General features: G+C 70.1%; 19 protein-coding genes and 1 tRNA gene. 15 read left to right on the top strand and 5 right to left on the bottom strand.

Translation table 11 applies throughout. The features are described from left to right. Positions 1-13 precede the first annotated feature (13 nt). Complete coding sequence (locus ACE3PU_RS04035; protein WP_374386900.1) at positions 14-364, bottom strand: hypothetical protein; 351 nt, start codon at positions 362-364, stop codon at positions 14-16. A 317-nt stretch (positions 365-681) separates the two neighbouring features. Here ACE3PU_RS04035 and ACE3PU_RS04030 point away from each other — a divergent pair, with 317 nt between their 5' ends. The 6 genes from ACE3PU_RS04030 to ACE3PU_RS04005 all read left to right on the top strand — a co-directional run bounded on the left by ACE3PU_RS04030 (position 682) and on the right by ACE3PU_RS04005 (position 4,135). Further along, complete coding sequence (locus tag ACE3PU_RS04030; protein WP_374386897.1) at positions 682-1,701, top strand: NADP-dependent oxidoreductase; 1,020 nt, start codon at positions 682-684, stop codon at positions 1,699-1,701. 14 nt (positions 1,702-1,715) lie between these two features. After that, positions 1,716-2,123 (top strand): acyl dehydratase, encoded by a 408-nt coding sequence (locus ACE3PU_RS04025; RefSeq protein ID WP_374386895.1) that lies wholly within the window; start codon positions 1,716-1,718, stop codon positions 2,121-2,123. 4 nt (positions 2,124-2,127) lie between these two features. After that, positions 2,128-2,397 carry a hypothetical protein gene (locus ACE3PU_RS04020; RefSeq protein WP_374386893.1) on the top strand — a complete coding sequence of 90 codons (270 nt, stop codon included), beginning with the start codon at positions 2,128-2,130 and terminating at the stop codon, positions 2,395-2,397. 9 nt (positions 2,398-2,406) lie between these two features. Continuing rightward, on the top strand, positions 2,407-3,426 hold the full coding sequence (locus ACE3PU_RS04015) for a fumarylacetoacetate hydrolase family protein (protein ID WP_374386891.1): 1,020 nt from the start codon (positions 2,407-2,409) through the stop codon (positions 3,424-3,426). A gap of 46 nt (positions 3,427-3,472) precedes the next feature. Continuing rightward, a complete protein-coding gene (locus ACE3PU_RS04010; RefSeq protein WP_374386888.1) occupies positions 3,473-4,003 on the top strand; it encodes a DUF1453 domain-containing protein in 531 nt (176 codons plus the stop codon). A gap of 47 nt (positions 4,004-4,050) precedes the next feature. Further along, positions 4,051-4,135 (top strand) — tRNA-Leu (locus tag ACE3PU_RS04005). A gap of 12 nt (positions 4,136-4,147) precedes the next feature. On the opposite strand, the gene ACE3PU_RS04000 is transcribed toward ACE3PU_RS04005, so the two are convergent. Next, positions 4,148-4,984, bottom strand: a complete 837-nt coding sequence (locus ACE3PU_RS04000; protein WP_374386886.1) for an alpha/beta hydrolase — start codon at positions 4,982-4,984, stop codon at positions 4,148-4,150. Positions 4,985-5,041: 57 nt separating this feature from the next. Continuing rightward, complete coding sequence (locus tag ACE3PU_RS03995; protein ID WP_374386884.1) at positions 5,042-7,090, bottom strand: AsmA family protein; 2,049 nt, start codon at positions 7,088-7,090, stop codon at positions 5,042-5,044. A 165-nt stretch (positions 7,091-7,255) separates the two neighbouring features. Between ACE3PU_RS03995 and ACE3PU_RS03990 the strand changes: the two genes are divergently transcribed. Continuing rightward, on the top strand, positions 7,256-7,576 hold the full coding sequence (locus ACE3PU_RS03990) for a hypothetical protein (RefSeq protein WP_374386882.1): 321 nt from the start codon (positions 7,256-7,258) through the stop codon (positions 7,574-7,576). 68 nt (positions 7,577-7,644) lie between these two features. Here ACE3PU_RS03990 and ACE3PU_RS03985 read toward each other — a convergent pair whose 3' ends face one another. After that, complete coding sequence (locus tag ACE3PU_RS03985) at positions 7,645-9,756, bottom strand: prolyl oligopeptidase family serine peptidase (RefSeq protein WP_374386880.1); 2,112 nt, start codon at positions 9,754-9,756, stop codon at positions 7,645-7,647. 66 nt (positions 9,757-9,822) lie between these two features. Then, the gene (locus ACE3PU_RS03980) at positions 9,823-11,892 is read right to left on the bottom strand and encodes a prolyl oligopeptidase family serine peptidase (RefSeq protein ID WP_374386878.1); all 2,070 of its coding nucleotides are present in this window, start codon (positions 11,890-11,892) and stop codon (positions 9,823-9,825) included. A 114-nt stretch (positions 11,893-12,006) separates the two neighbouring features. On the opposite strand from ACE3PU_RS03980, the gene ACE3PU_RS03975 reads away from it, so the two are divergent. The 8 genes from ACE3PU_RS03975 (at position 12,007) to ACE3PU_RS03940 (ending at position 22,541) form a co-directional block, all read left to right on the top strand. Beyond that, the gene (locus ACE3PU_RS03975; protein ID WP_374386876.1) at positions 12,007-12,861 is read left to right on the top strand and encodes a GNAT family N-acetyltransferase; all 855 of its coding nucleotides are present in this window, start codon (positions 12,007-12,009) and stop codon (positions 12,859-12,861) included. Then, positions 12,858-13,328 (top strand): tRNA (adenosine(37)-N6)-threonylcarbamoyltransferase complex ATPase subunit type 1 TsaE, encoded by a 471-nt coding sequence (gene tsaE / locus ACE3PU_RS03970; RefSeq protein WP_374386874.1) that lies wholly within the window; start codon positions 12,858-12,860, stop codon positions 13,326-13,328. The genes ACE3PU_RS03975 and tsaE overlap by 4 nt, the downstream gene beginning before the upstream one ends. After that, entirely contained in the window at positions 13,315-14,412 is a 1,098-nt protein-coding gene (amgK, locus tag ACE3PU_RS03965) for an N-acetylmuramate/N-acetylglucosamine kinase AmgK (RefSeq protein ID WP_374386872.1), read from the top strand. Before tsaE ends, amgK begins: the two co-directional genes overlap by 14 nt. A 44-nt stretch (positions 14,413-14,456) precedes the next feature. After that, positions 14,457-15,164, top strand: coding sequence for an N-acetylmuramate alpha-1-phosphate uridylyltransferase MurU (gene murU, locus ACE3PU_RS03960; protein ID WP_374386870.1), 708 nt, complete (start codon positions 14,457-14,459; stop codon positions 15,162-15,164). After that, positions 15,161-18,265 (top strand): double-strand break repair protein AddB, encoded by a 3,105-nt coding sequence (addB, locus tag ACE3PU_RS03955; protein WP_374386868.1) that lies wholly within the window; start codon positions 15,161-15,163, stop codon positions 18,263-18,265. Before murU ends, addB begins: the two co-directional genes overlap by 4 nt. Continuing rightward, a complete protein-coding gene (addA, locus tag ACE3PU_RS03950; protein ID WP_374386866.1) occupies positions 18,262-21,768 on the top strand; it encodes a double-strand break repair helicase AddA in 3,507 nt (1,168 codons plus the stop codon). The genes addB and addA overlap by 4 nt, the downstream gene beginning before the upstream one ends. 116 nt (positions 21,769-21,884) lie before the next feature. Then, positions 21,885-22,220, top strand: a complete 336-nt coding sequence (trxA, locus tag ACE3PU_RS03945; protein WP_374386864.1) for a thioredoxin — start codon at positions 21,885-21,887, stop codon at positions 22,218-22,220. Between the two features lie 132 nt (positions 22,221-22,352). After that, positions 22,353-22,541: a hypothetical protein gene (locus ACE3PU_RS03940; RefSeq protein WP_374386862.1), complete on the top strand. Its 189-nt coding sequence runs from the start codon at positions 22,353-22,355 to the stop codon at positions 22,539-22,541. The last annotated feature ends 11 nt before the right edge of the window (positions 22,542-22,552 follow it).

Genomic DNA, 22,552 nt, shown 5'->3' with positions numbered 1-22,552 from the left:
GTTGTCGCCGTCCTTAGTTCGAGGGCTGCGTCGGGGCGTTGACGTTCGGCGTCTCGCCGGTCGGCGCGGGCCGGGCCTCGCCCGTCGGGCCGGTCGGCGCATCGGCCGCCGGCGGCGTCGCGCTGTCGCCCTGGAAGGCCTGGGCGTCCACGGCCTGACCGCCGTCGTTGGCGTTGGTCTGGGAGAAGCCGCCCTGACTGAGGAACCACATGCCGAGCAACAGCACCGCCGCGGCGCCCGCCGAGACGATCAGCAGCCACAGGATGCGCACGCCGGGTCGTCCCTGCCGCGTGTACTGAGCCTCGACCGGCCGGCCTTCATGGACCGCGTCGGCCGCCTTGCTATGGGGATCTTGATGGGTCATTCGGGCCTCCCGCCGATATCTCTGGTTCCGGTACTTCAACGCCGCCCTGGCTTTGCCGTTCCGATTCTCCGATCTGCTGAAAAAATCACCGCGGCGCCGGAACCGCATTCGGCAGGCGCCGTTATCGGCCTGCGGAGGCGGCGACGCCCCCCGACTTGAGATTGGCGAGAGCCAATCTGTCGCCTCCGCGCCTCATTCTCGATGATGCCACTCCCAAGGCGGTCCCACCCGGGCCGCCTTTTTCTTTGGCGGCGGCTCGACCGCGCCGCCGCCTGCGCTAGTATGCGTCTCTAATAAAAACGCATGGGAGAGCAGGCATGGCCCGAACCAATCGTCAGTGGGTGCTGCGCCAGCGGCCGAAGGGGCTGATCCAGGACGGTGATCTGGAGCTGGTGGAAAACGCGATTCCCGACCTCAAGGAATCCGAAGTTCTGGTCCGCACCGTCTATCTGTCGCTGGATCCCACCAACCGCACCTGGATGAACGACGCCGAGGGCTATCTGCCGCCGGTAGGCCTGGGCGAGGTCATGCGCGGCCTGACGCTGGGGGTCGTCGAGGACACCCGGTCCGAGAAGTTCAAGGCGGGCGACGTGGTCATGCCGATCTCGGGCGGTTGGGCCGACTATGCGGTGGTGCCCGAGGCGGGTCTGCGCCCGGTGCACCGCGCCCCGGGCCTGCCGCTGACCGCCAACATGTCGGTTCTGGGCATGACCGGGCTGACCGCCTACTTCGGCGTGACCGATGTCCTGAAGGCTAAGGCGGGCGAGACCATCGTCATATCGGCCGCCGCCGGGGCGGTCGGCTCCATCGCGGGCCAGATCGCCAAGCAACGCGGATGTCGGGTCATCGGCATCGCTGGCGGTCCCCAGAAATGCGCCTGGCTGACCGACGAGCTCGGCTTCGACGCCGCCATCGACTACAAGAACGAGGACGTGGGCGACGCGCTGGACCGGCTGGCGCCGGACGGGATCGACCTGAACTTCGAGAACGTCGGGGGCGACATCATGATCGCCGTCTTCAACCGGCTGAAGGTGCATGGCCGCATGGCCGTTTGCGGCCTGGTCTCGTCCTACAACGCCACGCGCATGCCGCCGTCGCCGAACTTCGGCCGGATCATCACCCACCGCCTCACCATCCAGGGCTTCCTGGTGCTGGACTACGCCCACCGCGCCAGGGAGATGGTCGCCGAGATGGGCCCGTGGCTGGCGGACGGGAAGATCCAGTGGAAGGTTCACGTCGATGACGGGCTGGAAGGCGCCGTCCAGTCGTTGAACCGCTTGTTCACCGGCGATCACGACGGCAAGCTGCTGGTTCGCGTCTCCGAAGAACCGGCCTGAAGGACCGTTTGCCCATGAGCGACCCGCTGCACGTCCATTTCGAGGATATGGAGGTGGGGCAGGTCGTGCCTCTGGGCGCCTGTGCGGTCGACCAGGGGGCGCTGGACGTCTTCGTCGAGCGCTTTCAGCCCGGCTGGGACGTCGCCTATGGCGCGCCGGACGCCATGATCTATGTGCTGTGGAGCCGGCTGGCCGCCGACAAGGCTGCGGGCTGGGCCCAGAGCAAGATCCTGGCGGTGGACGGCCTGCGCTACATGCGCAGTCCACCCGCGGGCGAGCTGCTGCGCGGGCGCATGACGGTGATGGGCAAGGACCCGGTCGGCGACGAAAAGGGCATCGTCATCGCGTCGCACGACCTGTTGGACGAGGCGGGCCGGCTGGTCTTCTCCTGCCTGACGCGCGCCCTGTTCTCGCGTCGTTGAACGGATGAGCGACGAACTGGACATCATGGCCCAGGAAGAGCTGGACGCCGCCTGCGCCCTGCCGTTCGCCGACATCCGCAAGGTCACGCCCTGGGGCGACAGCTTCACCGGCTTCGCGCCGTCGGGCCGGGAAGTCGAGATCGAGCGCCGCTATCTGTGGGCGGTCGAACCGAAGGGCGCGGTGGTGGTCGAGGTGGAGGTGCGCGATCCCGCCGCCCGCGCGGGCGCCGAGGCCAAGACCCTGCTTCTGGCCCCCGACGGATTTTCCGGCTAGGCCAGGGGCATGAAACTCGCCTCGCTCAAGCATGGCCGCGACGGCCGCCTCGTGGTCGTCTCCAGCGACCTTCACTGGTTCACCGACGCCTTCCTGATCGCCCCCACGCTGCAAGCGGCGCTGGACGACTGGGGTCGCTGCGAACCCCTCTTGCGCGCCTTGGCCGAGAGCCTGGAGCACGAGGCCGTGCCACGCGGCCGCTTCCGCGAGCATGAGGCCGCCAGCCCCCTGCCGCGCGCCTATCAGTGGGCCGACGGCTCGGCCTATGTGAACCACGTCGAACTGGTGCGTAAGGCGCGTGGCGCCGAAATGCCCGAGAGCTTCTGGACCGACCCGCTGATGTATCAGGGCGGCTCCGACGGCTTCCTGGCGCCGCGGGATCCGATCCCGCTGGCCGACCCGGCCTGGGGCTGCGACCTGGAGGCCGAGGTCGTGGTGGTGACCGGCGACGTGCCCCAGGGCGCGACGCGGGAGGACGCGCTGGTGGCCATTCGTCTGGTCGGTCTGGTCAACGACGTCTCGCTGCGAAACCTGATTCCCGCCGAACTGGCCAAGGGTTTCGGCTTCGTCCAATCCAAGCCCGCCAGCGCCCTGTCGCCGGTCCTGGTCACGCCTGACGCGCTGGGGGACCGTTTCAAGGACGGCAAGCTGCACGGTCAGCTGAGCGTCCAGCTGAACGGCCGGGACTTCGGCAAGGCGGACGCCGGCGTCGACATGACCTTCGACTTCGGAACCCTGATCGCCCATCTGGCCAAGACGCGCGCGCTGGGCGCCGGCACGATCATCGGCTCGGGCACCGTGTCCAACCGCGACGCCGACGGCGGACCCGGCAAGCCCGTCGCCGAGGGCGGCCTGGGCTATTCCTGCATCGCCGAGGTCCGGACGGTCGAAACCATCCTGCGCGGCAAGCCGGAGACACCCTTCCTGGCGTATGGCGACACGGTGCGCATCGAGATGCTGGACGATCGTCGCCACTCCATTTTTGGGGCCATCGAGCAGACGGTGCAGCCGCTTTCACCCCGCGACTGAACCGGTTAGTCTGACCTCCGCCCTCGAGGGGGAGGCGGGGAAGCTCATGTCGCCACAACAACTGATTCCGCTGGCCGTCATCCCGGTCGCGATCGTGCTGGTCCTGTTGCGGAACCGGCGCAAGCGGGTCCTGCGTCCGCATCTGCTCTGGGTCGTGCCGGCCATCGTCGGCCCGCTGATCCTTCTGGGCGTGTGGGGATCGAGCCGCGCAGTCGGCGCCGCGCCGTTCGGTGCGGGCGCCTGGGCGATCCTGCTGGTCGGGGGCGTGCTGGGCGGGGTCGCCGGATGGTGGCGCGGCGAGACCATCACCATCGAAAAGGAGCCCGACGGCTCGCTCCGATCCCAGGCTTCGCCGCTGGGCTTGGTTCTGGTCGTGGCCTTGTTCGCCTTCCGCGGCGTTCTGCGTCCGCTGATCGAAAGTCACGCCGCCCAGTGGCGTCTCAACGCCCTGGCCGTGACCGAGGCCTTCCTGGTCTTCGCCCTGGCCCTGATCGTGCTGCAACGGGTCGAGATGTACATCCGCGCACGCCGGATTCTGGCGGGCGGGTCCGATGCCCGCCTCGAGGTCGTGACGTAGTCGACGCTGGACGCCGCCCGCGTCCCTGTGGCATGAGGCGGCTCACTGCGGGCGTGGTGAAATTGGTAGACGCGCCGGACTCAAAATCCGGTTCCGAAAGGAGTGTCGGTTCGACCCCGACCGCCCGCACCATCGTTCCTTTCGTCAGCCGAGTTGGCGGTGGAAGAACGCCGTCACATCGTCGAGAACCGGCGCCTTCTTTCGAAACAGGGGTGAGAAGGTCGCGATCAGGTCGGCGTGGTTCAGGCCGGGATACAGCCGGGCCTCGGACCGTCCGCCCACGGCGCGGATGCGGTCGTTCAGGATGACGGTGTCCTCGGCGTGGACGATGACGTCCTCGGTCCCGTGGCCCAGCCAGATCGGCGGGGCGTCGGGGCGCACGAAGGTCACCGGCTGGGTCTGGGTCGGGTCGGGCGAGCGTCCGAAGGCGTTGATCGACGACGCCACGTTGAGCGGCAGGAACTCGTAGGGACCGGCCAGGCCGGCGGCGGCCCGGATCAGGTCGGGCTGTCCCACGGCGGCCATGTAGCGCCGGTCCAGGGCGGTCATCATCGCCAGATGCGCGCCCGCCGAATGGCCCAGCACGCCCAGCCGCCCGGCATCGCCGCCATAGGGCGCGACCGCCTGGGCCGCGCGCGCCGTGGCGGCCGCCGCATCCTCGATGAAGACGGGAAAGACGACCTCCGGGACCAGGCGATAGTCGGGCACGGCCACCACGAAGCCGCGGGCGGCCAGCGCCTGGGCCGCCCAGCCATAGACGTCGCGCGAACCCGAGTTCCACCCGCCGCCGTAGAAGAAGACCAGCGCAGGATGCGATCCGCCGCCGGAGGGCGCATAGAGGTCCATCCGCTGCCGGGGATGATCGCCATAGGGAACGTCCCGCGCCACGCGGCGCGCGCCCGGATCGCGCGGACCCAGGCGGTTCAGCAGCGCCAGCGGCGAACAGGCGGCGGCCAGGGCCCCCAGGGCGGGCGCGATCAATCCTCGTCGTGTCATTTCTCTTCTACGTGCGATCAGGGCGAACGGCTTTCGCACTGCTCAGCGCGCCGAGGCGATCAGACGGCCGCAATCGGCGTCCTCGGCCAGACCGGGATCGACGAAGGCGAACAGTGCGGTCACCGGCGCGACCACGGCGCCCAGCAGGCCCGCCAGGCCGCCCTGGCTGACGACGGCGCCGACATCCACGCCCACGCGCGGCGCGGTCAAAGGTCCGTTGACGGTGATCGGCGCCCACACGCGCAGGAGGCGCGGCTTCTTGCTCTCGCCGTCGATGCGCAGGTTCAGGGTCTCGGCCCCCAGGTCGATCGACCCCGACCCCTTGGCCAGGACCACGTCGGTATCGACCACGAAGGTCCGGGCCGTCGCCGTGCCGCCCGCCACGTTGAAGTCCGCCACCGCGCAGCGGATGTCGGCCTTGGACTGGTCGCCGCTCAGCAGTTTCAGAAGGCCCGCGCTGGCGTTGATGCCCAGAAGCTCGGCGAAGGCGGCCCGCATTTCGCCCTGCGGCACCACCACGCTGAGCGAACCCTTGGACGCCGCGGCGAAGTCGTGGATCGAGGCGCCCGGGCCTTCCAGCCGCGCCCGGCCCAGCGCCCGCCCGGTGACCGGGGCGGCCCCGTTCCGCGCCGGAATGATCGAGTCCAGCGGATAGCCGGACAGGCGGAAATCGACGTTGCTGTAGGGCGTTTCGCGCGTCGCATTGATCCGCGCAGTGCCGTTCAGCTCACCGCGATTGAAGGCGAAACTGACGGGGTTCAGGGCCAGGACGCCGTCTTTCAGATCGGCGCCCAGATTGACCGCGCGGACGTCGAAGTCGTTCGCCTTCACCGCTGCGGCGCGATATTTCAGCGTCCCGTCCATGGTCCGCAACCGCTCGACCTGCAGGGTGGCGTCGGGCAGCAGTCGGCCGGGCGCGGCGACGGTGGTTTCCGTGTCGGTCGCCGCCGCATTGGTCTGGGGCCGGCCGCCCAGAACCGCCAGCAGGTCGTCCAGATCCAGCCGGCGCGAGGTCAGGTCGGCGTCTACCCGCAGCCGCTCCGCCGCATCCACCCGCACCTCGCCGGACAGGTCGGAGGCGCCGACCCGGCCGTCGAAATCCTTGAAGCTCCAGATCCGCTCGTCGCGGCTCAGCGCGCCGGCCAGCCTGTAGCGCGGCGTATTGGGCAGGGTGACGCCGGTCAGCAGATAGAGGTCAGCCAGGTTCTGGCCCTCCAGCGTCAGGGTGGCGTTGAACCGGCCCAGGTCGAACGGCCGGGTGATCGCCCCGTCCGCCGTCAGCCGCGACCCGGCGCCGCTCAGCACCGCTTCGAAATTGTAGGGTCGGTTGCGGCGGATGTTGATGAAGGGCCCGCCTTCGATCCGCAGGGTCAGGGGGGAACCGTTCAGCGCGCCCGAGCCGTCCAGCACGAACCCGGCGTCGCCGTCGTTGGCGGTCTCGCGCGCGGTCACCGTGGCGTCCAGCGTCAGGCCGCGACGCTGCTCGTCGAAACGGATGCGGCCGTCGGTGATGATCAGCTGCTGGATCACGGGCAGCTTCATTCCCTCGCCGGTGTCTGGCTTGTCCGGCTCCAGCGCCCAGCTCTTGCGGCCATCCTCGGCGGCGATCAGGACCACGTCCGGGCGGGTGACGCTGAGCAGGGGCATCTCGATCTGCCCGGCGAACAGCTTGCGCAGCCGCACCGACGCGTCGATCCGCTGGACGTTGGCGGTGTCGGCCTCTCGCGCCCAATCCGGCCCGCCGAACTTCAGGTCATTGACGACGACCGACGGCGTCCAGCTGAACAGTTTGACGTCCAGGTCGCCGCGCAGGGCGATCTCGCGGTCATACTTGGCCGAGGCCCAGCGGCCGATCGGTCCCCGCAGCCAGTTCCAGTCGAACAGCATCAGAAAGACGACGACGGCGGCGATCAGCAGCAGGGTGACGGACGCCGCCCATTTCTCGGCCGCCCCGGGGTGGCGGGCGGCGGCGTAAACAGGGTCGTTCTGCCGGATCCAGTCGCGCCAGTCACGGGCGCGGGCGCCGGCCGGGACCAGCGCTCTCTCACGCACACCTGACCAGATGTCCTTCCATTTCAGCGTTCTGGCCAAGCGTCGACCTCCTCAGGCCAGAGACAACGCACCAGCCGTCGATTGGCGCCGATCCGCCCGTTGTCGTCTATCTGACGTCAGATTGTCGCAAATTCTTTACATCGACGAGATTTGGCGCATAATTCGTCAGAAGGCTGATCGAATTCAGCGATGGAGGATGTTGACATGACCCGTTTCACGGCTTCCGCCCTGACCCTCGCGGTGCTGGCCGCCAGCGCCGCCCCGGCTCTGGCCCAGAATCCGGCCCAGAAACAGAAGCTGGAGCAGCCTGCGCCGGCCGCGCGCCAGTCGGTGATGATCTGCGCCACCGACGTCGCCACGCTCCGCGCCTATCAACGCGAACATGGCGTCCAGCCCGTGTTCGTCACGGCCCGCGAAGCCGTCGAGGCGCGCCGCAACGCGGAGGCGTGGTCGACGCCACGCTGCATGACCGAGCGCGAATACGGCCGCCTGGTCGCCACGGCCAACACCCGCGCCGGCCTCTGAACGATCCTGTGAATCAAGAAGGGCGCGGCCATCGACCGCGCCCTTCAGTCCTGTGATTGCGGCAGGCGCTACTCGGCCTGGCCGAGATGCTTGTTCAGCCAGCCGAACACCTCGTCGTGCCACTGCAGGCTGTTGGCCGGCTTCAGCACCCAGTGGTTCTCGTTCGGGAAGACGATCAGCCGGCTGTCGATGCCGCGCCGCTGCAGGGCGGTGAAGGTCGACAGGCCCTGGGCTGTCGGGATGCGGAAATCCAGGTCGCCCTGCACCACCAGCATCGGCGTGCGCCAGTTCTCGACGTGATTGGCCGGGTTGAACTTCTGATAGCCCTCGGGGTGATCCCACGGCGTGCCGCCGTATTCCCACTCGGTGAACCACAGCTCTTCGGTGGCGTAACCCATGCCGAAGGTGTCGAAGACCCCGTCGTGGTTGACCAGGCACTTGAAGGCGTCGTTCCACTTCCCGGCGATCCAGTTGATCATGTAGCCGCCGTACGAGGCGCCCAGCGCGCAGGCGTTCTCTCCGTCCAGGAAGTCGTACTTGGCTTGAGCCGCCGCCCAGCCCTTCTGCAGGTCCTCCAGCGGGCGGTCGCCCCAGTGCTGGCTGATGGCGTCGGTGAAGGCCTGGCCGTAACCGGTCGAGCCGTGGAAATCGATCATCACCACCGCATAGCCGGCCCCGGCGTAGGTCTCGGGGTTCCAGCGGTAGGACCAGCTGTCGCCGAACGACCCCTGCGGCCCGCCGTGGATCAGGAAGGCGACCGGATACTTGCGGCCTTCCTCATAGCCGACCGGCTTGATGACGTAGCCGTGAACCGTCTCGTTGTTCCAGCCCGGGAAGCTGAACTGCTCGTACTCGCCAAATTGCTTGGCGGCGAAGGCGGGATTGGCGGTGGTCAGGCGGCGCGGCGTTTCGCGGCCCAGGTAGGTCTTGAAGTACAGGTCGCCCGGTTCGCGCAGGCTGTCGTGGGCGAAGACGAAGCCCGAAGGCGTCTGCTGGAAGGCCGAGACGTGGCCCGGTCCGGTGATCGGCGTCACCACGCCATTGCGCGTGTCCACCGAGAACAGCCGCGTCGATCCGACGTCCCCGGCGGTGGTGTAGATCGTCTGGCCGTCGCGCGACCACTGGATGGTGTCGGCCGAACGATCCCAGTTCGAGGCGATCTCGCGGGTCTGGCCGCTTTCGACGTCCTTCAGCACGATCTGATAGCGGTCCGCCTCGAAGCCCGGGCGCGCCATCGCGCGATAGGCCAGGGTGCGGCCGTCGGGCGAGAACACCGGCCCGGCGTCCCAGGCGTCATTGTCGTCGGTCAGGTTGGTGAAGGTCCCGTCGCCACTCAGGCCGTTGGTCTTCCACAGGTCGAAGTTGGTGCTCCACGGCTCGGTCTGGCCCGCCAGTCGCGCCGAGAAGACGATGGCGTCGCCCGCCGGGGTGAAGGTGAAGTCGCTTTCGTCGCCGAAGGGCTTGGAGGGCGTGTCGCCGTCGAAACCCTTGGTCACCCAGACCGGCTGACCCGTCGCCTTGCCGTCGCGGCCGATCGACTGGACGAACAGGTGGTTTTGGGTGTGATCGTTCCAGGTGTCCCAGTGGCGCACGAACATCCGGTCATAGACCTGGCCCGTCGTCTTCCGTTCCGCGATGGCCTTGCCCTGTTCGATCGAGGCGTTCAGGTCGGTCGCGTCCGGATAGACCGCCAGCGACACCGCCACCTTGTCGCCCGACGGGCTGATCCGATAGGCGTTCACGTCGGTCGGCAGATTGGTCACCTGCACCGGGGTCGCCGTCGGAGAGGCCACGCGCCAGACCTGGCTGGCGCCCGATTTGCCCGACAGGAAATACAGATTGCCGTCGCCGCCCCAGCGCGCGGTGTTGGCGCCCTGGTCCGAGATGGCCAGCCGGCGCGGCGCGGCGTCGGGCGTGTTCAGGTCCAGCATCCACAGGCTGCCTGCGCGCCGGTTGGCTTCCACGTCCGTCGTGGTGACCGAATAGACCACGTAGCGCCCGTCGGGAGACACCTGCGGATCGCCCAGTCGGTTGGCCGAGATCATGTCCTTGTAGGTGAAGGCGTCCGCCGTCGGGGCCGCCGCAGGGACCGGCGCGGGCGGAACCTGCGCGAAGGCGGGCGCGGCGGACAGAAGGGCGGCGGCGGCGCAGGCGGCCGACAGGGCGGAGCGGTGGCGCATGGACATTCCTCGCAAGCTTTGTGGCGCGAGGCGTAGCACCACCGTTCGCCGGGCGGAAGCGAGCGACTATTCGGCGGCCGTGTACCGGCCGACCCAGTCCAGGATCTCCTGTTGCCAGTCGACCCAGGTGCGCGGCTTCAGAACCCAGTGGTTTTCGTCCGGCACATAGACGAAGCGGCTGGGCACGCCCTGGCGCTGAAGCGCCGAGAAGGTGGCCAGGCCCTGCTCCATCGGCACGCGGAAATTCTTGGAGCCGTGCAGCACCAGCATGGGCTTCTGCCAGTCGCCTGCGTAGGTCTCTGGGTTGAAGGCGTCGTAGACGGCCTTGCGCTCCCAGCTGGGTCCGCCGAATTCGTGGATGAAGTTGCCGATGTCCATGGCGTTCATCAGCTGCGGCACGTCGAAGACCCCGGCGTGATTGACCAGGCAGCGCCACGGCCCGTTCCACTTTCCGGCGATCATGTTGACCATGTAGCCGCCGTAAGAGGCGCCAAGCGCGCACGCCCGGTCGCCGTCGATCCAGGGATTGGCGGAAAGGGCGGCGGCCCAGCCCTTCTGCAGGTCCTCCAGCGGCCGGTCGCCCCAGTGGTCGTTGATGGCGTCGGTGAACGCCTGGCCGTAGCCGGGCGAGCCGTGGAAGTTGATCATCACCACCGCATAGCCGGCGCCGGTGTAGACCTGCGGGTTCCAGCGGTACGACCAGCTTTCGGTCCAGGGCGACTTGGGCCCGCCGTGGATCAGATAGACCGCAGGATAGGTCCGGCCCTCGACGGCGCCGGCCGGCTTGAACACCCAGCCCTGCACGGGCTCCCCGTTCCAGCCGGCGAAGGTGAAGGCCTCCGCCTCCGGCAGGTCCAGTCGCGCCAGGACATCGGCGCCGTGGCGGGTGATCTGGCGGGCCTCGCCGCGCGTCCGCACGAAGATCTGTGTGGGTGCGATGAAGCTGTCCTGGGCGTAGGCCAGCACGCCGGCCGCTTCTTCATAGGCGTTCACCGTCCCGTCGCCGGTCAGGGGCGTGACCTCGCCGGTCCGCGCGTCCACCGAGAACAGCCGGTTCTGGCCCTCGTCCGGCGCCGACACCAGCAGCGCTCGGCCGTCAGTCCGCCACAGCAGCCCGCCGGCGCCGCGATCCCAGTCCGTCAGCTTGCGCGCGCCCGATCCGTCGGCCGCCGCGATCCACACCGCCGCCTGGTCGCCGCCGACGTTCTCGCGCGGAGCCGACAGCCAGGCCAGCCGTCGTCCGTCCGGCGAGAAGACCGGATTGCCGTCGGCGCCCCGGTTCGCTTCGGTCAGATTGACCGGCGCGCCGCCGTCCAGCGCCACGCGGAAGATGTCGCTGTTGTTGGTGAAGGGCTCGCCCGCGCCTTGCGTCTGGGCGCCGTAGACCAGGGTCCGGCCGTCGGGAGAGATCGAGAAGCTGGAGTCGCCCGCGGACACGTCGGCGTCCAGCCCGGCCATCAGGTCGCGGGGCTCTCCCCCCGCCAGCCCCGAACCGTTCAGCGGCTGCATGAACAGGTGTGTGCGGCGCGTATCGACCCAGTGATCGAAATCGCGCAGCGGCAGGCGGTCATAGGCCTGGATCGTCGACTTTCCGCGCGCGTCCATCCGCGTCTTGGTGCAGGCCAGGGTGTCGCAATCGACGAACACCGACACGGCCAGCACCAGCGATGCGCCGTTCGGCGTCAGGCGGAAACCCGAGACGTCGAAGGGCAGGGTGGTGACCTGGGTCGCCGCCATGCCCTCGCGGTCGGCGCGCCACACCTGGTTCGAACCGCCGCGCGCCGACAGGAAATAGATCGCCTGGCCATCCGCGGACCAGCGCGCGCCCGACGCGCCGCCCTCGGAGATCGCCAGCCGGCGCGGCTCGCCGCCCGCGACATCCGCCAGCCACAGGCTGCTCACGCCCTTGTTGCCATCCCAGTCGGTGGTGCGCACGGCGTAAAGCACCCGGCGTCCGTCGGGCGAGACGCGCGGCTCGCTGACCCGTTCCATCATGGCCAGGTCGCGCAAGGACAGGCCGGCGGTCGCCGGGGCGACGGCCGACGCTGCGGGCGCGGTCTCCTGAGCCAGCGCCGGCCCGGTGGCCAGAATCAGGGCTCCGAAGGCGGCGGCCGCCATCCAGCGTGAACGTGTCATGTCTCTGGTTCCCCCGGTGATATCGGTCCTTGATAGGGGGCGGCCGCCGCTGCGCCAAGCGGGGCGCGCATGGCGCTTGCTCGCGTGCCGCGAACCGGCGACAAGCGGACTTCCATGGAGCCCGCCTCTCTTTCCCTTGGACGCCGGCCGCACATCGTCGATGTGCTGATCGCCGAGCGTGCGCCCCGCCTGACCGCCTCGCCGTTTTGGCCGGCGGTGCGGCCGGCCCTTTACGGCCTGCTCGGTTACGGCCAGGCCGTCCGCATGGCCGACGCCGTCGCGCCCCTGTCGGGGGACGAGGCGCTGGCTTATGTCTCCCGGCTTCTCCAGCTGGACGTCTCGACGACGAACCTGGACCGGCTTCCGGCGGCGGGGCGGTGCATCGTCGTCTGCAACCATCCCACCGGCATCGCGGACGGAATAGCCGTCTATGACGCGATCCGCGCGCGTCGGCCCGACGTCGTCTTCTTCGCCAACGCCGACGCCCTGCGCGTCTCGCCTCGATTGGACGAGACCATCATCCCGGTCGAATGGGTGTACGAGAAGCGGACGCGGGAAAAGACGCGCGCCACGCTGAATGCGGCGAAGGAAGCTTTCGAGGCCGAGCGCTGCGTCGTCATGTTCCCCGCCGGCCGCCTGGCCCGCGAGAAGGACGGCGTGCTGACCGATCCCGAATGGGCGCCGACCGCCGCCTCGCTGGCGCGCAAATATGCGGCGCCGGTGGTTCCCATGCATGTCACCGGCCCCTACAGTCGGCTGTTCCACCTGTTCGACCGCTTTTCCCAGGAGCTGCGGGACGTCACCCTGTTCCACGAACTGCTGAACAAGGCGGGCAAGCGGTTCGGGGTCGACGTCGGCCTGCCGATCCCCCCCGAGCGGCTGGACGTCGACGCCGCCAAGGCGACCGAGGCGCTGAAGCGCTTCACCGAGCGCACCCTGGCCGCCGATCCCGACGCGGTGTTCCAATGAAGCTCGCCCTATCCGACGCCCAGGCCACCACCCGTCTGGGCCAAGTCATCGCCCCCCTGCTGGCCGCCGGCGACAGCGTCCTGCTGTACGGGCCGCTGGGCATGGGCAAGTCGACCCTCGCGCGCGGCCTCATCCGCGCGCTGACGACGCCCGACGAGGATGTGCCCAGCCCGACCTTCACCCTGGTGCAGTTCTATGAAAGCGCGCCCCCCGTCGCCCACTTCGACCTCTATCGGCTGACGCGGCCGGAAGAGGCGTTCGAGATCGGCCTGGACGAGGCGCTGGACGAGGGTTGCGTCGTGATCGAATGGCCGGAGCGGCTAGGCGAAGCGCCCGGCCAATTTCTCGGGCCCGACCGGCTGAGCATCGAAATCTCAGAGCAGGGCGCCAGTGATTTTGGGGGCCGCCTTGCGACCGTTTCCGGCGTAGGCCGGTGGGAAGAGCTGATCGACCATGTCCGCCTCTGATCGCGAAATCCTGCGCCAGGCCTTTCTGAAGGCCGCCGGTCTGTCGGACGCGGCGCGCGCGCCGCTGCCCGGCGACGCCTCGACGCGGCGCTACGAGCGGCTGACCATGCCGGACGGCGCCACCCTGATGCTGATGGACCAGGCGCCGGCCGCCGAAAGCCCGCCGGCCGACCCGTCCTGGACCGCCGATCAGCGCCGCGCCGCCGGGTGGAACGCGATCGCGCGGCTGTCGGCGGGGCGGATCGAAGCCTTCGCCGCCGTGGCCGCCCACCTGAAGGCGCTGGGTCTTTCCGCCCCGGCCATTCCGGCGCTGGACGCGCCGAACGGCCTGGCGGTGCTGGAGGATTTCGGCGACGCCCTGTTCGCCCGCGTGATCGAGGACGGCGCCGACGAAACGCCGCTGTATCTGGCGGCCATCGAGGCGCTGGCGACCCTGCATGATGCCGGAACGCCGCCCGGGATTCTGCACGGGCCTGGCGGGGACTGGCCGCTGCTGGCCTATGACGAGACGGCGCTCCAGGGCGGAGCGGACCTGTTCGTCGAATGGCTGCCACGGCTGGACGACCGCGTCTCGTTCGATGCCGACGCCGTCGCCGGGTGGCGCGAGGCCTGGGCGCCGGTCGTCGCCTCGGGCGCCGCCGGGGCCTCGGTGCTGGCGCACCGCGACTACCACGCCGAGAACCTGATCTGGCTGCCGCAGCGCGAGGGCGCCGCCCGCGTCGGCATGATCGACTTCCAGGACGCAGTGCGCGCGCATCCCTCGTGGGATCTGCACTCCCTGCTGCAGGACGCGCGCCGCGACGTCTCCCCGGCCTTGGAGGCCGAGGCGCTGGATCGCTATTTCGCTTTGCGCCCGTCCGTGGACCGCGCCGACTTCATGGCCGATTACGCGGGGCTGGCCACTTTGAACGAGGCGCGGATCATCGGCATCTTCGCCCGGCTGATCGCGCGGGACGGCAAGCCGCGCTATCGCCAGTTCCTGCCGCGCATGTGGCGGCATCTGAACGCCAATCTGGAGCAGCCGGCGCTCGCCCCCGTGGCCCGCTGGTTCGATCGGCACGTTCCCGCCGAGGTGCGCGCATGAGCCCTGGTCCAAAGACGGCCCCGAAGGCGGCCCCGAAGACGGCCATGGTGCTCGCGGCCGGCCTGGGCACCCGGATGCGGCCCCTGACCGACGATCGACCCAAGGCCCTGGTTGAGGTCGGCGGACGCGCCCTGATCGACCATGTCCTTGACCGATTGGCGGACGCCGGCGTCGAAAGGGCGGTGGTCAACGTCCACTGGTTCGCCGACCGGCTGGAGCGGCACCTGGCGGCGCGCGGCCGCGGACCGAAGATCGTCATCTCCGACGAACGCGCCGAACTGTTGGAGACCGGCGGCGGTCTGAAGAAGGCCCATCCCTTATTGGGCGACGATCCGGTCTTCGTCGCCAATATCGATAGCGTCTGGATCGACCGCGGCGACGGTCCAGGTCAGTCGCTGGCCGAGCTGGTGCGCCTGTGGGACCCCGATACGATGGACGCCGCCCTGCTGCTGGCCCGCCGCGAAGGCTCCATCGGCTTCGAAGGCGACGGCGACTTCTTCCTGCGCGACGACGGCGGCCTGACCTTCCGCGGCTCGGCGGCTGAGGCCCCCTTCGCCTATATGGGCGTGCACATCACCCGGCCCGGATACGCCGACGGCGGCCCGGACGGACCGTTCTCGCTCAGCCCCTTGTGGCGCAAGTCCGCGGCCCAGGGCCGGCTCTACGGCTGCGTGCTGGACGGCGACTGGATGCACGTGGGCGACCCCCAGGCGCGGGACCAGGCCGAGGCGAAACTGGGCGGAGCGACGTGAGCGCGTTCGATCCCTTCACCGGGTCCGCGCCCCGCTGGTACGCCATTCCCGCGCACCGGCCGTTCCTCGAAGACCTGGCCGCGGGGGTTCTGGGCTGGCTGGGCGAACGGCCGCCCGAGGCCTTGTCGGACGCCACCATCCTGCTGCCGAACCGTCGCGCGGCGCGGGCCTTCACCGGGGCCCTGTCGAAGTTGTCCGGCGGCCGTCCCGTGCTGCTGCCCCAGGTCCGTCCGCTGGGCGATCTGGAAGAGGACGAACCGCCCTTCACCCCCGGCGCCCTGGGCCTGGACCTGCCGCCCGCCATCGCGCCCCTGACGCGCCGCTTCGAGATGGCGCGGATGATCGTCGAGCAGTTCGACAGCGACCTGACGCCCATGCGGGCGCTGGACCTCGCCGACGCGCTGGGCGGCTTTCTCGATTCCTGCCAGCTGGAGGAGGTCCCCGATCCCGAACGGGTCGCGACCCTGGTCGACGGCGAGATGGCCGAGCACTGGGAGCGATCCGCCGAGTTCCTGAGCCTGGGCGTTGTCGCCTGGCCCAGGCGTCTGGCCGAACTGGGTCTGGTCGATCCGGCCTGGCGCCGCGCCACCTTGCTGCGTCGACTCGCGGCGCTGTGGGACGCCCATCCTCCCACCCAGCCGGTCATCGCCGCCGGCTCCACGGGCACGGTGCCGGCCGCCGCGGACGTGCTGGGCGCCGTCGCCCGCGCTCCGCTGGGCTGCGTCGTCCTGCCCGGTCTCGACCTGGACCTTGACGACCGGGTCTGGGACCAGATCGACGAGGACAACGAGCAGCATCCTCAGCGCGCGCTGAAACGTTTGCTGGAACGACACGCCGTGGACCGGCGCGCGGTTCGGCCGTGGTTCCGGTCGCCCGCCACGCCCCAGGCCGAGCAGCGCGGACAGTCGCGTCAGCGCCTGTTGAACGAGGCCCTGCGTCCCGCCGACGCCACCGGCGACTGGCGCGCCGCCATCCGCGATATCCGCGCCCGCGCGGTGGACGCCAGGCGCGCCGTCGACCCCATCGCCGAGGGGCTGCAGGGTCTGTCGGTCCTGACGCTGCGCCACGACGAGGAAACCGCCGCCGCCATCGCCCTGATGATGCGAGAGACGCTGGAGACGCCCAATCCGGACGGGACGGTCCGGACCTGCGCCCTCGTCACGCCGGACCAGGCGCTGGGCCGCCGCGTCGCCGCGCGACTGGAGCGGTGGGGGATCGTCGCCGACGCCTCGGCGGGTCAGCCGCTGAACCGGATGCCTGCAGGGGTTCTGGTCGAACTGTGCGTGCGCTGGATGGCGAGCCCGACCGATCCTCAGGTGCTGCTGGGCCTGCTGAAGCATCCGCTTGTGCGGCTGGACCTGGGCGGGCGCGACGCCGGCCGCGCCATTGCGGCGTTCGAACGTCTGGCCCTGCGCGGCCCGCGCCAGAGCCGCTTCGATCGGATCGGCCGAAAGCTGGACAAGGCCGCTCAAGCCGATCGCGACGGCCGCCCGCCGTCCGACCACCGACTGGAGCAGGCGGCCCTGGCCCGCGCCCTGTCGGATCATCTGGAGAAACGGGTCACGACCGCCCGCGCTTGCTTTGCACCCGATGCGCCGCTGGACGCCGCCGCCCGCGCCCTGACGATGCTGATCGAAGCGCTGGCGGGCCAGAACGCCTGGGCCGGATCGGACGGAGAGGCGGCGGCCGGCCTGCTGTCGAACCTGATCACGGGCGGGGCTGCGCTCGGCGCCGTGTCGCCGGGCGATCTGGTCGAACTGACGCAAGGCCTCCTGGCGGATACGGTGGTGCGCACCGGCGGGGCGACCCATCCGTCCCTGCGCATACTCGGCGCCATCGAGGCGCGGCTGGTGCGCGCCGATCGCATGATCCTGGCCGGCCTGGAGGAGGGTGTCTGGCCCCAGGGCGCGCCGATCGACCCCTTCTTGTCGCGCCCCATGCGCAAGGCGCTCGGCCTGCCCCCGCCCGAGCGGCGCATCGGCCAGAGCGCCCAGGACTTCATTCAGGCCGCCTGCGCCGACGAGGCCGTGCTGATCCACACCGAACGGCGCGGCGGCCAGCCCGCCGTGCGGTCCCGCTGGCTGTGGCGGCTGGACATGCTGACGCGCGGCGCCGACGCCGACCAGACGCCGGTCGCGGTCGCCGCTCCCGCCCACCTCGCCGAGTGGACCCGCGCCCTGGACGCCCCCTCGCGCGCCACGCCCGACTACGCCCGCCGTCCTGCGCCCACCCCACCGGTCGAGCGTCGCCCGCGCGAACTGCCCGTCACGGGGGTCGAACGCTGGGTGCGCGATCCCTACGCCGTCTACGCCCAGCGCATTCTGGGACTGAAGGTGCTGGATCGGCCCGGCGCCTCGGCCGAGGCCATGGCGCGCGGCAACGCCGTTCACGAGGCGATCGAGCAGATGGTCCGGACCTGGCCCGACACCCTGCCCGAAGACTGCGCCGACCAGATCGAGGGCTTCCTGATCGATGCGATGACCGAAGCCGGATTCGAGGACGCCGCCCTGGCCCGCGAACGTCCGCTGGCCCGGAATTGCGCCCGCTGGCTGGAGCAGTTCGAGCGCGACCGGCGCGCGCGCGGCGCCACGCTGCTGATCGAACAGTCGGGCGCGCTCACCTTCGACGCTCCGGGCGGCCCCTTCACCCTGACGGCGCGCGCCGACCGCATCGAGCTGGACGCCGCCGGGGCCGCCGTTATGGATTTCAAGACGGGCCAGACGCCCAGCCAGAAACAGGTGGTTCAGGGCTTCGCGCCGCAGTTGACCCTGACCGCCGCCATCCTGGCCGAAGGCGGCTTTCCCGCACCACCGACCGAGGCGAACGAGCTGCTCTATGTGAAGGTCACAGGCCGTCGCGATCCGGGCAAGGTGGACGACGTCTCGCGTCAGGGGCGCGGCAACACCCTGAGCGCCGCGCAGCTGGCGACGCGCGAGCTGGAGCGGCTGAAGCTGGGCGTCGCCGCCTTCGACGATCCGGCGACGCCCTATGCGTCGTGGGTGGCGCCGCAGTTCATGGGCAATTTCGGCGGCAACTACGACCATCTGGCGCGCGTCTGGGAATGGCACGTCGTCGGCGGCGAGGACGAGGCGTCCGAATGACCGAACCCAGCCCCGTGGACATGGCCCGCGCCCATCAGGCGACCGCCGCCGACCCGGCCCTGTCGGTCTTCGTCACCGCCAACGCCGGGTCGGGCAAGACGACCACCCTGGTCAGTCGCGTGGCCCGCCTGCTGCTGAAACGCGTCCGGCCCGGCGAGATCCTGTGCGTCACCTACACCAAGGCGGCCGCCGCCGAGATGCAGGCGCGGCTGTTCGAGCGGCTGGGCGAATGGGCCGTCGCTGACGACCGGGCGCTGGCGGCCGATCTGGCCAAGCTGGACGGGCGCAATCCGGCGGACCTCAGCGACGCCGAACTGTCCGAAGCGCGCGTTCTGTTCGCCCGCGCGCTGGAGACGCCGGGCGGGCTGAAGATTCAGACCATCCACGCCTTCTGCGAAAAACTGCTGCGCCGGTTTCCGCTGGAGGCCGGGGTGGCGCCGGGCTTCACCGTCCTGGAGGACCAGGCGGCGCTGGCCCTGTCCCACGCGGCGCGCGAGGATCTGGCCCGCTACGCGCTGAACGACGGCGACGGGCCGGTGGGGCGCGCCTACGCCCATTTCGCCGTGGAGCTGGCCTGGAGCGACTTTCATTCGCTGCTGGACGCGATCGAGGCCAGGCGCGAGCCTCTGCTGGACTATCTGGGCCGCATCGACGCCGGGACCGCGCCCGGCCCCCATGCGCTGGTGGGGGTGACGCCCGACGAACGCCCGGAGGACATCGAGGCCGACTTCATGGCGTGGCTGAATCCGGCCGACTGGCGGGCCGCCGCCGACGGCTTCGCCACGGGCGGCGCCAACGACAAGAAGCTGGCCGGTCAGATGCGCGACGCGGTCCCGCCCGCCGCCACCCTGGCCGCCATGACGCCGATCTTCATCGATTCCAAGGGCGTCCCTCGCGACCGGTTCGGCACGTCCAAGGCCCCGCCCGGCGCGGCGAGCTATCTGGCCGACGTGTCGCTGAAGTACCTCTCGACGCTGGACCGCGTCCGCGCCGCCCGCGTGGCGGACGAGACGGAGAAGGTCCTGACCCTGGCCCGCGTCCACGCCGCCCTCTATGAGACCGCAAAGCGGGCGCAGGGCGCGCTGGACTTCACCGACCTGGTGGGTCGCACGGTCGAACTTCTGACCAAACGCGCCACCGCCGCCTGGGTCCTGTACAAGCTGGACGGCGGCATCGAGCATGTCCTGATCGACGAGGCTCAGGACACCGCGCCGGATCAGTGGGCCATCGTCCGCGCCCTGACCGAGCCCTTCTTCGCCGGCTTCGGTGCCGAACGCCGCGACGCCGCCATCCCCCGGACCGTCTTCGCCGTCGGCGACGAAAAGCAGTCGATCTATTCCTTCCAGGGCGCCCGGCCCGAACGCCTGCGCCAGGAGGCCAGGACCTATGACGCCCTGGTGCGAGAGGCCGGAGCCGACTTCCGCGAGGTGCCGCTGGACACCTCCTTCCGCTCGACGGAGGAGGTTCTGGCCTTCGTGGACGCCGCCTTCGACGATCCGGCCCGCACCCGCGCCCTCGTGGGGGAAACCGGCGACATCGCCGTCCATCGCCCCGCCCGTTTGGGCCAGTACGGCTGCGTTGACCTGTGGCCGTTGTTCGAGGATCCCGCCGCGCCCGAGCGCGAGGCCTGGAACGCCCCGGTCGACAAGGAAGACAGTCGCAGCGCCCGAAAGCAGCTGGCGCAGGCCCTGGCCCGGGAAATCCGGCGGCAGGTCGAGGAGGCGACCGCCGTCTGGGCCTTCGACAAGGCCAAGGGACCCGTCCACCGCCCGGTGCGCTACGGCGACTTCCTGGTGCTGGTGCGTCGCCGCGACGCCACCTTCGAGGAGATCATCCGGGCGCTGAAGACCGAAGGCGTCCCCGTCGCCGGCGCGGATCGGCTGAAGCTGTCCAGCCACATCGTCTTCGACGACCTGATCGCCCTGGCCCGCTTCGCGCTGTTCCCCGACGACGACCTGTCGCTGGCGGAAATCCTGCGCAGCCCCTTTTGCGATATCAGCGACTTCGGCGATCCGCACAGCCTGTATCCGCTGGCTGAGGCCCGCACGGGCGGTCTGTGGCGCGCCCTGCGGGAGCGGGCCCACGAACAGCCGGCCTGGCTCGCCGCCCGCGACCTGATGGTCGATCTGATCGCTGCGCGGGACCGCGATCCGTTCGCCTTCTTTTCCACCGCGCTGAACCGTGTCGGACCAGACGGCCGTTCGGGCCGCGCCCGCATCCTGGACCGCCTGGGTCGCGAGGCCGAGGAAGCCATCGACGAGACCCTGGCCCAGGTCCTGGCGGCGGAGGAGCGGGGCGGGCGGGACCTGGAGACCTGCCTGTTCCTGCTCGAACAGGCCGACGTGGAGGTGAAGCGCGAGATGGAAGGCGCGCGCGACGAGGTGCGCGTCATGACCGTTCACGGCTCCAAGGGACTGGAGGCGCCCATCGTCATCCTGCCCGACACGACCGGCAAGGCGAAGCCTCAGGGCCCGACGCTGATGCCGGCGACCCTGGCGGACGGGACCGAGGCCTGGCTGATGTGCCCCTCCAGCGCCAAAGCCGATTGCGCCGTCTCGCGTGACGTGCGCCAGGCCCGCCTGGACCGCACCGACGCCGAATCCCTGCGTCTGCTCTATGTCGCCCTGACCCGCGCACGCGACCGACTGATCGTCATGGGCCGCAAGATGAGCCGCCCCAAGGAGACCGGCTATGAAGAGGGCAGCTGGTGGGATGTGATCCAGGCGACCTTCGAGCGGCTGGCCAGGGATCGTCCCGACGCCGTCCAGCGTCTTGACGACGGCCGCCTGCGCTTCGGCGCCGATCCGGAGTTCGCCGCTTCCACGGCGCGCGCCGCCGTGACCGCCGCGCCCGTCCCCGCCTGGGCGACCACGCCGGCGCCCGCCGACGGCGCCGCGCGCTTCGCCTCGCCTTCGCGGATGGAAGGGTCGATCCGCATTCCCGCGCCGTCCCCCCTGGCCCAGACCGGGACCGGCGGCGGCGCCTCCTCCTTGGGCCGCTTCCGTCGCGGCGACCTGATCCATCGGCTGCTGGAGCGCCTGCCCGAGATCGCGCCCGCCGACCGCCCCGACGCCGCCCGCCGTCTTTTGGCGCGCGAGACGGACCTGGACGAGGCGCAGCGCGTCGAGATGATCGCCGCCGCCTTCTCGGTGCTGGACGACGCCCGTTTCGCCCCGGTGTTCGGGCCCGGCTCGCGCGCCGAGGTGGCCCTGGCCGGCACGGCGCCGGGCCTTCCGCCGGGCGTCGCGATCAACGGCCGCATCGACCGTCTGGTGATCACCCCCGATCGGGTCCTGGTTGTCGACTACAAGACCAACCGCCCGGCGCCCCACGCCGTCGAGGCGGTGGATCCGGCCTATGTGCTGCAGGCGGCGGTCTATGCGGCGGTGCTGCGGCGGCTGTATCCCGACCGCCCCGTGGAGGCGGCCCTGGTCTGGACCGACGGGCCCCGTCTGATGCCCATCCCGCAGGCGATGCTGGAAGCCGCCCTTGCCGACGGTTGATTTGCCCGCGATTCGCTCCCACATCTCTCGCTGAACCCGGACCGATCCGGACAACCTCATTCGCGCTGAAGCAGCAAGGCGCCGCGCGCCGAGCGACAGCGCCTCAAGGAGCCATTATGGCGACGGTAAAAGTCACCGACGAAAGCTTCGACGCCGACGTGTTGAAGGCGTCCACCCCCGTGCTGGTGGATTTCTGGGCGGAATGGTGCGGCCCCTGCAAGCAGATCGGTCCCGCGCTGGAACAGATCGCCGACGAAATGAGCGGCCAGGTCACCATCGCCAAGATCAATATCGACGACAGCCCCATGACCCCGTCGAAGCTCGGCGTGAAGGGCATTCCCACGCTGATGCTGTTCAAGGACGGGCAGATGACCTCGATGAAGGTCGGCGCCATGCCGAAGGGCAAGATCGTCGAATGGCTGGCCGAAGCGGGCGTGAAGCCTCAGGCCTAAGCCGCGCAAATTCCGCGTGGAATGTGAAACGCCCGTCGGCTCGCGCCGGCGGGCGTCGTCGTTTCGGCCCGCGCAGCGATTGATCGCCACGCTGACGCTTGCGGTTGTGGCGCGCCGCTGGTCTATGCGCCCATGACCGACGCCGAACGTATCGAAGCCCTGCTGGACATCGCCGACCCCGCTCGCGAGGCCGACCCTGGTCGCAGCGCCAAACTCAAGGTTCTGGGCCTGGCCGAATCGGTCGGCGCTGCGGGCTATCGCCCCACAACGGCGGGCTGGTCCGCGCTCGCGGAACGGGGCAGGGCCTTCCGCAACGCCTGAACCGCGCGCTG

Origin of the sequence: Brevundimonas sp. (genome assembly GCF_041911375.1) — a bacterium.
In the GTDB taxonomy this organism is placed as follows: domain Bacteria; phylum Pseudomonadota; class Alphaproteobacteria; order Caulobacterales; family Caulobacteraceae; genus Brevundimonas.
The sequence above is the reverse complement of the archived record's forward strand: the minus strand, read 5'-3'. Positions and strand labels throughout refer to the sequence as shown.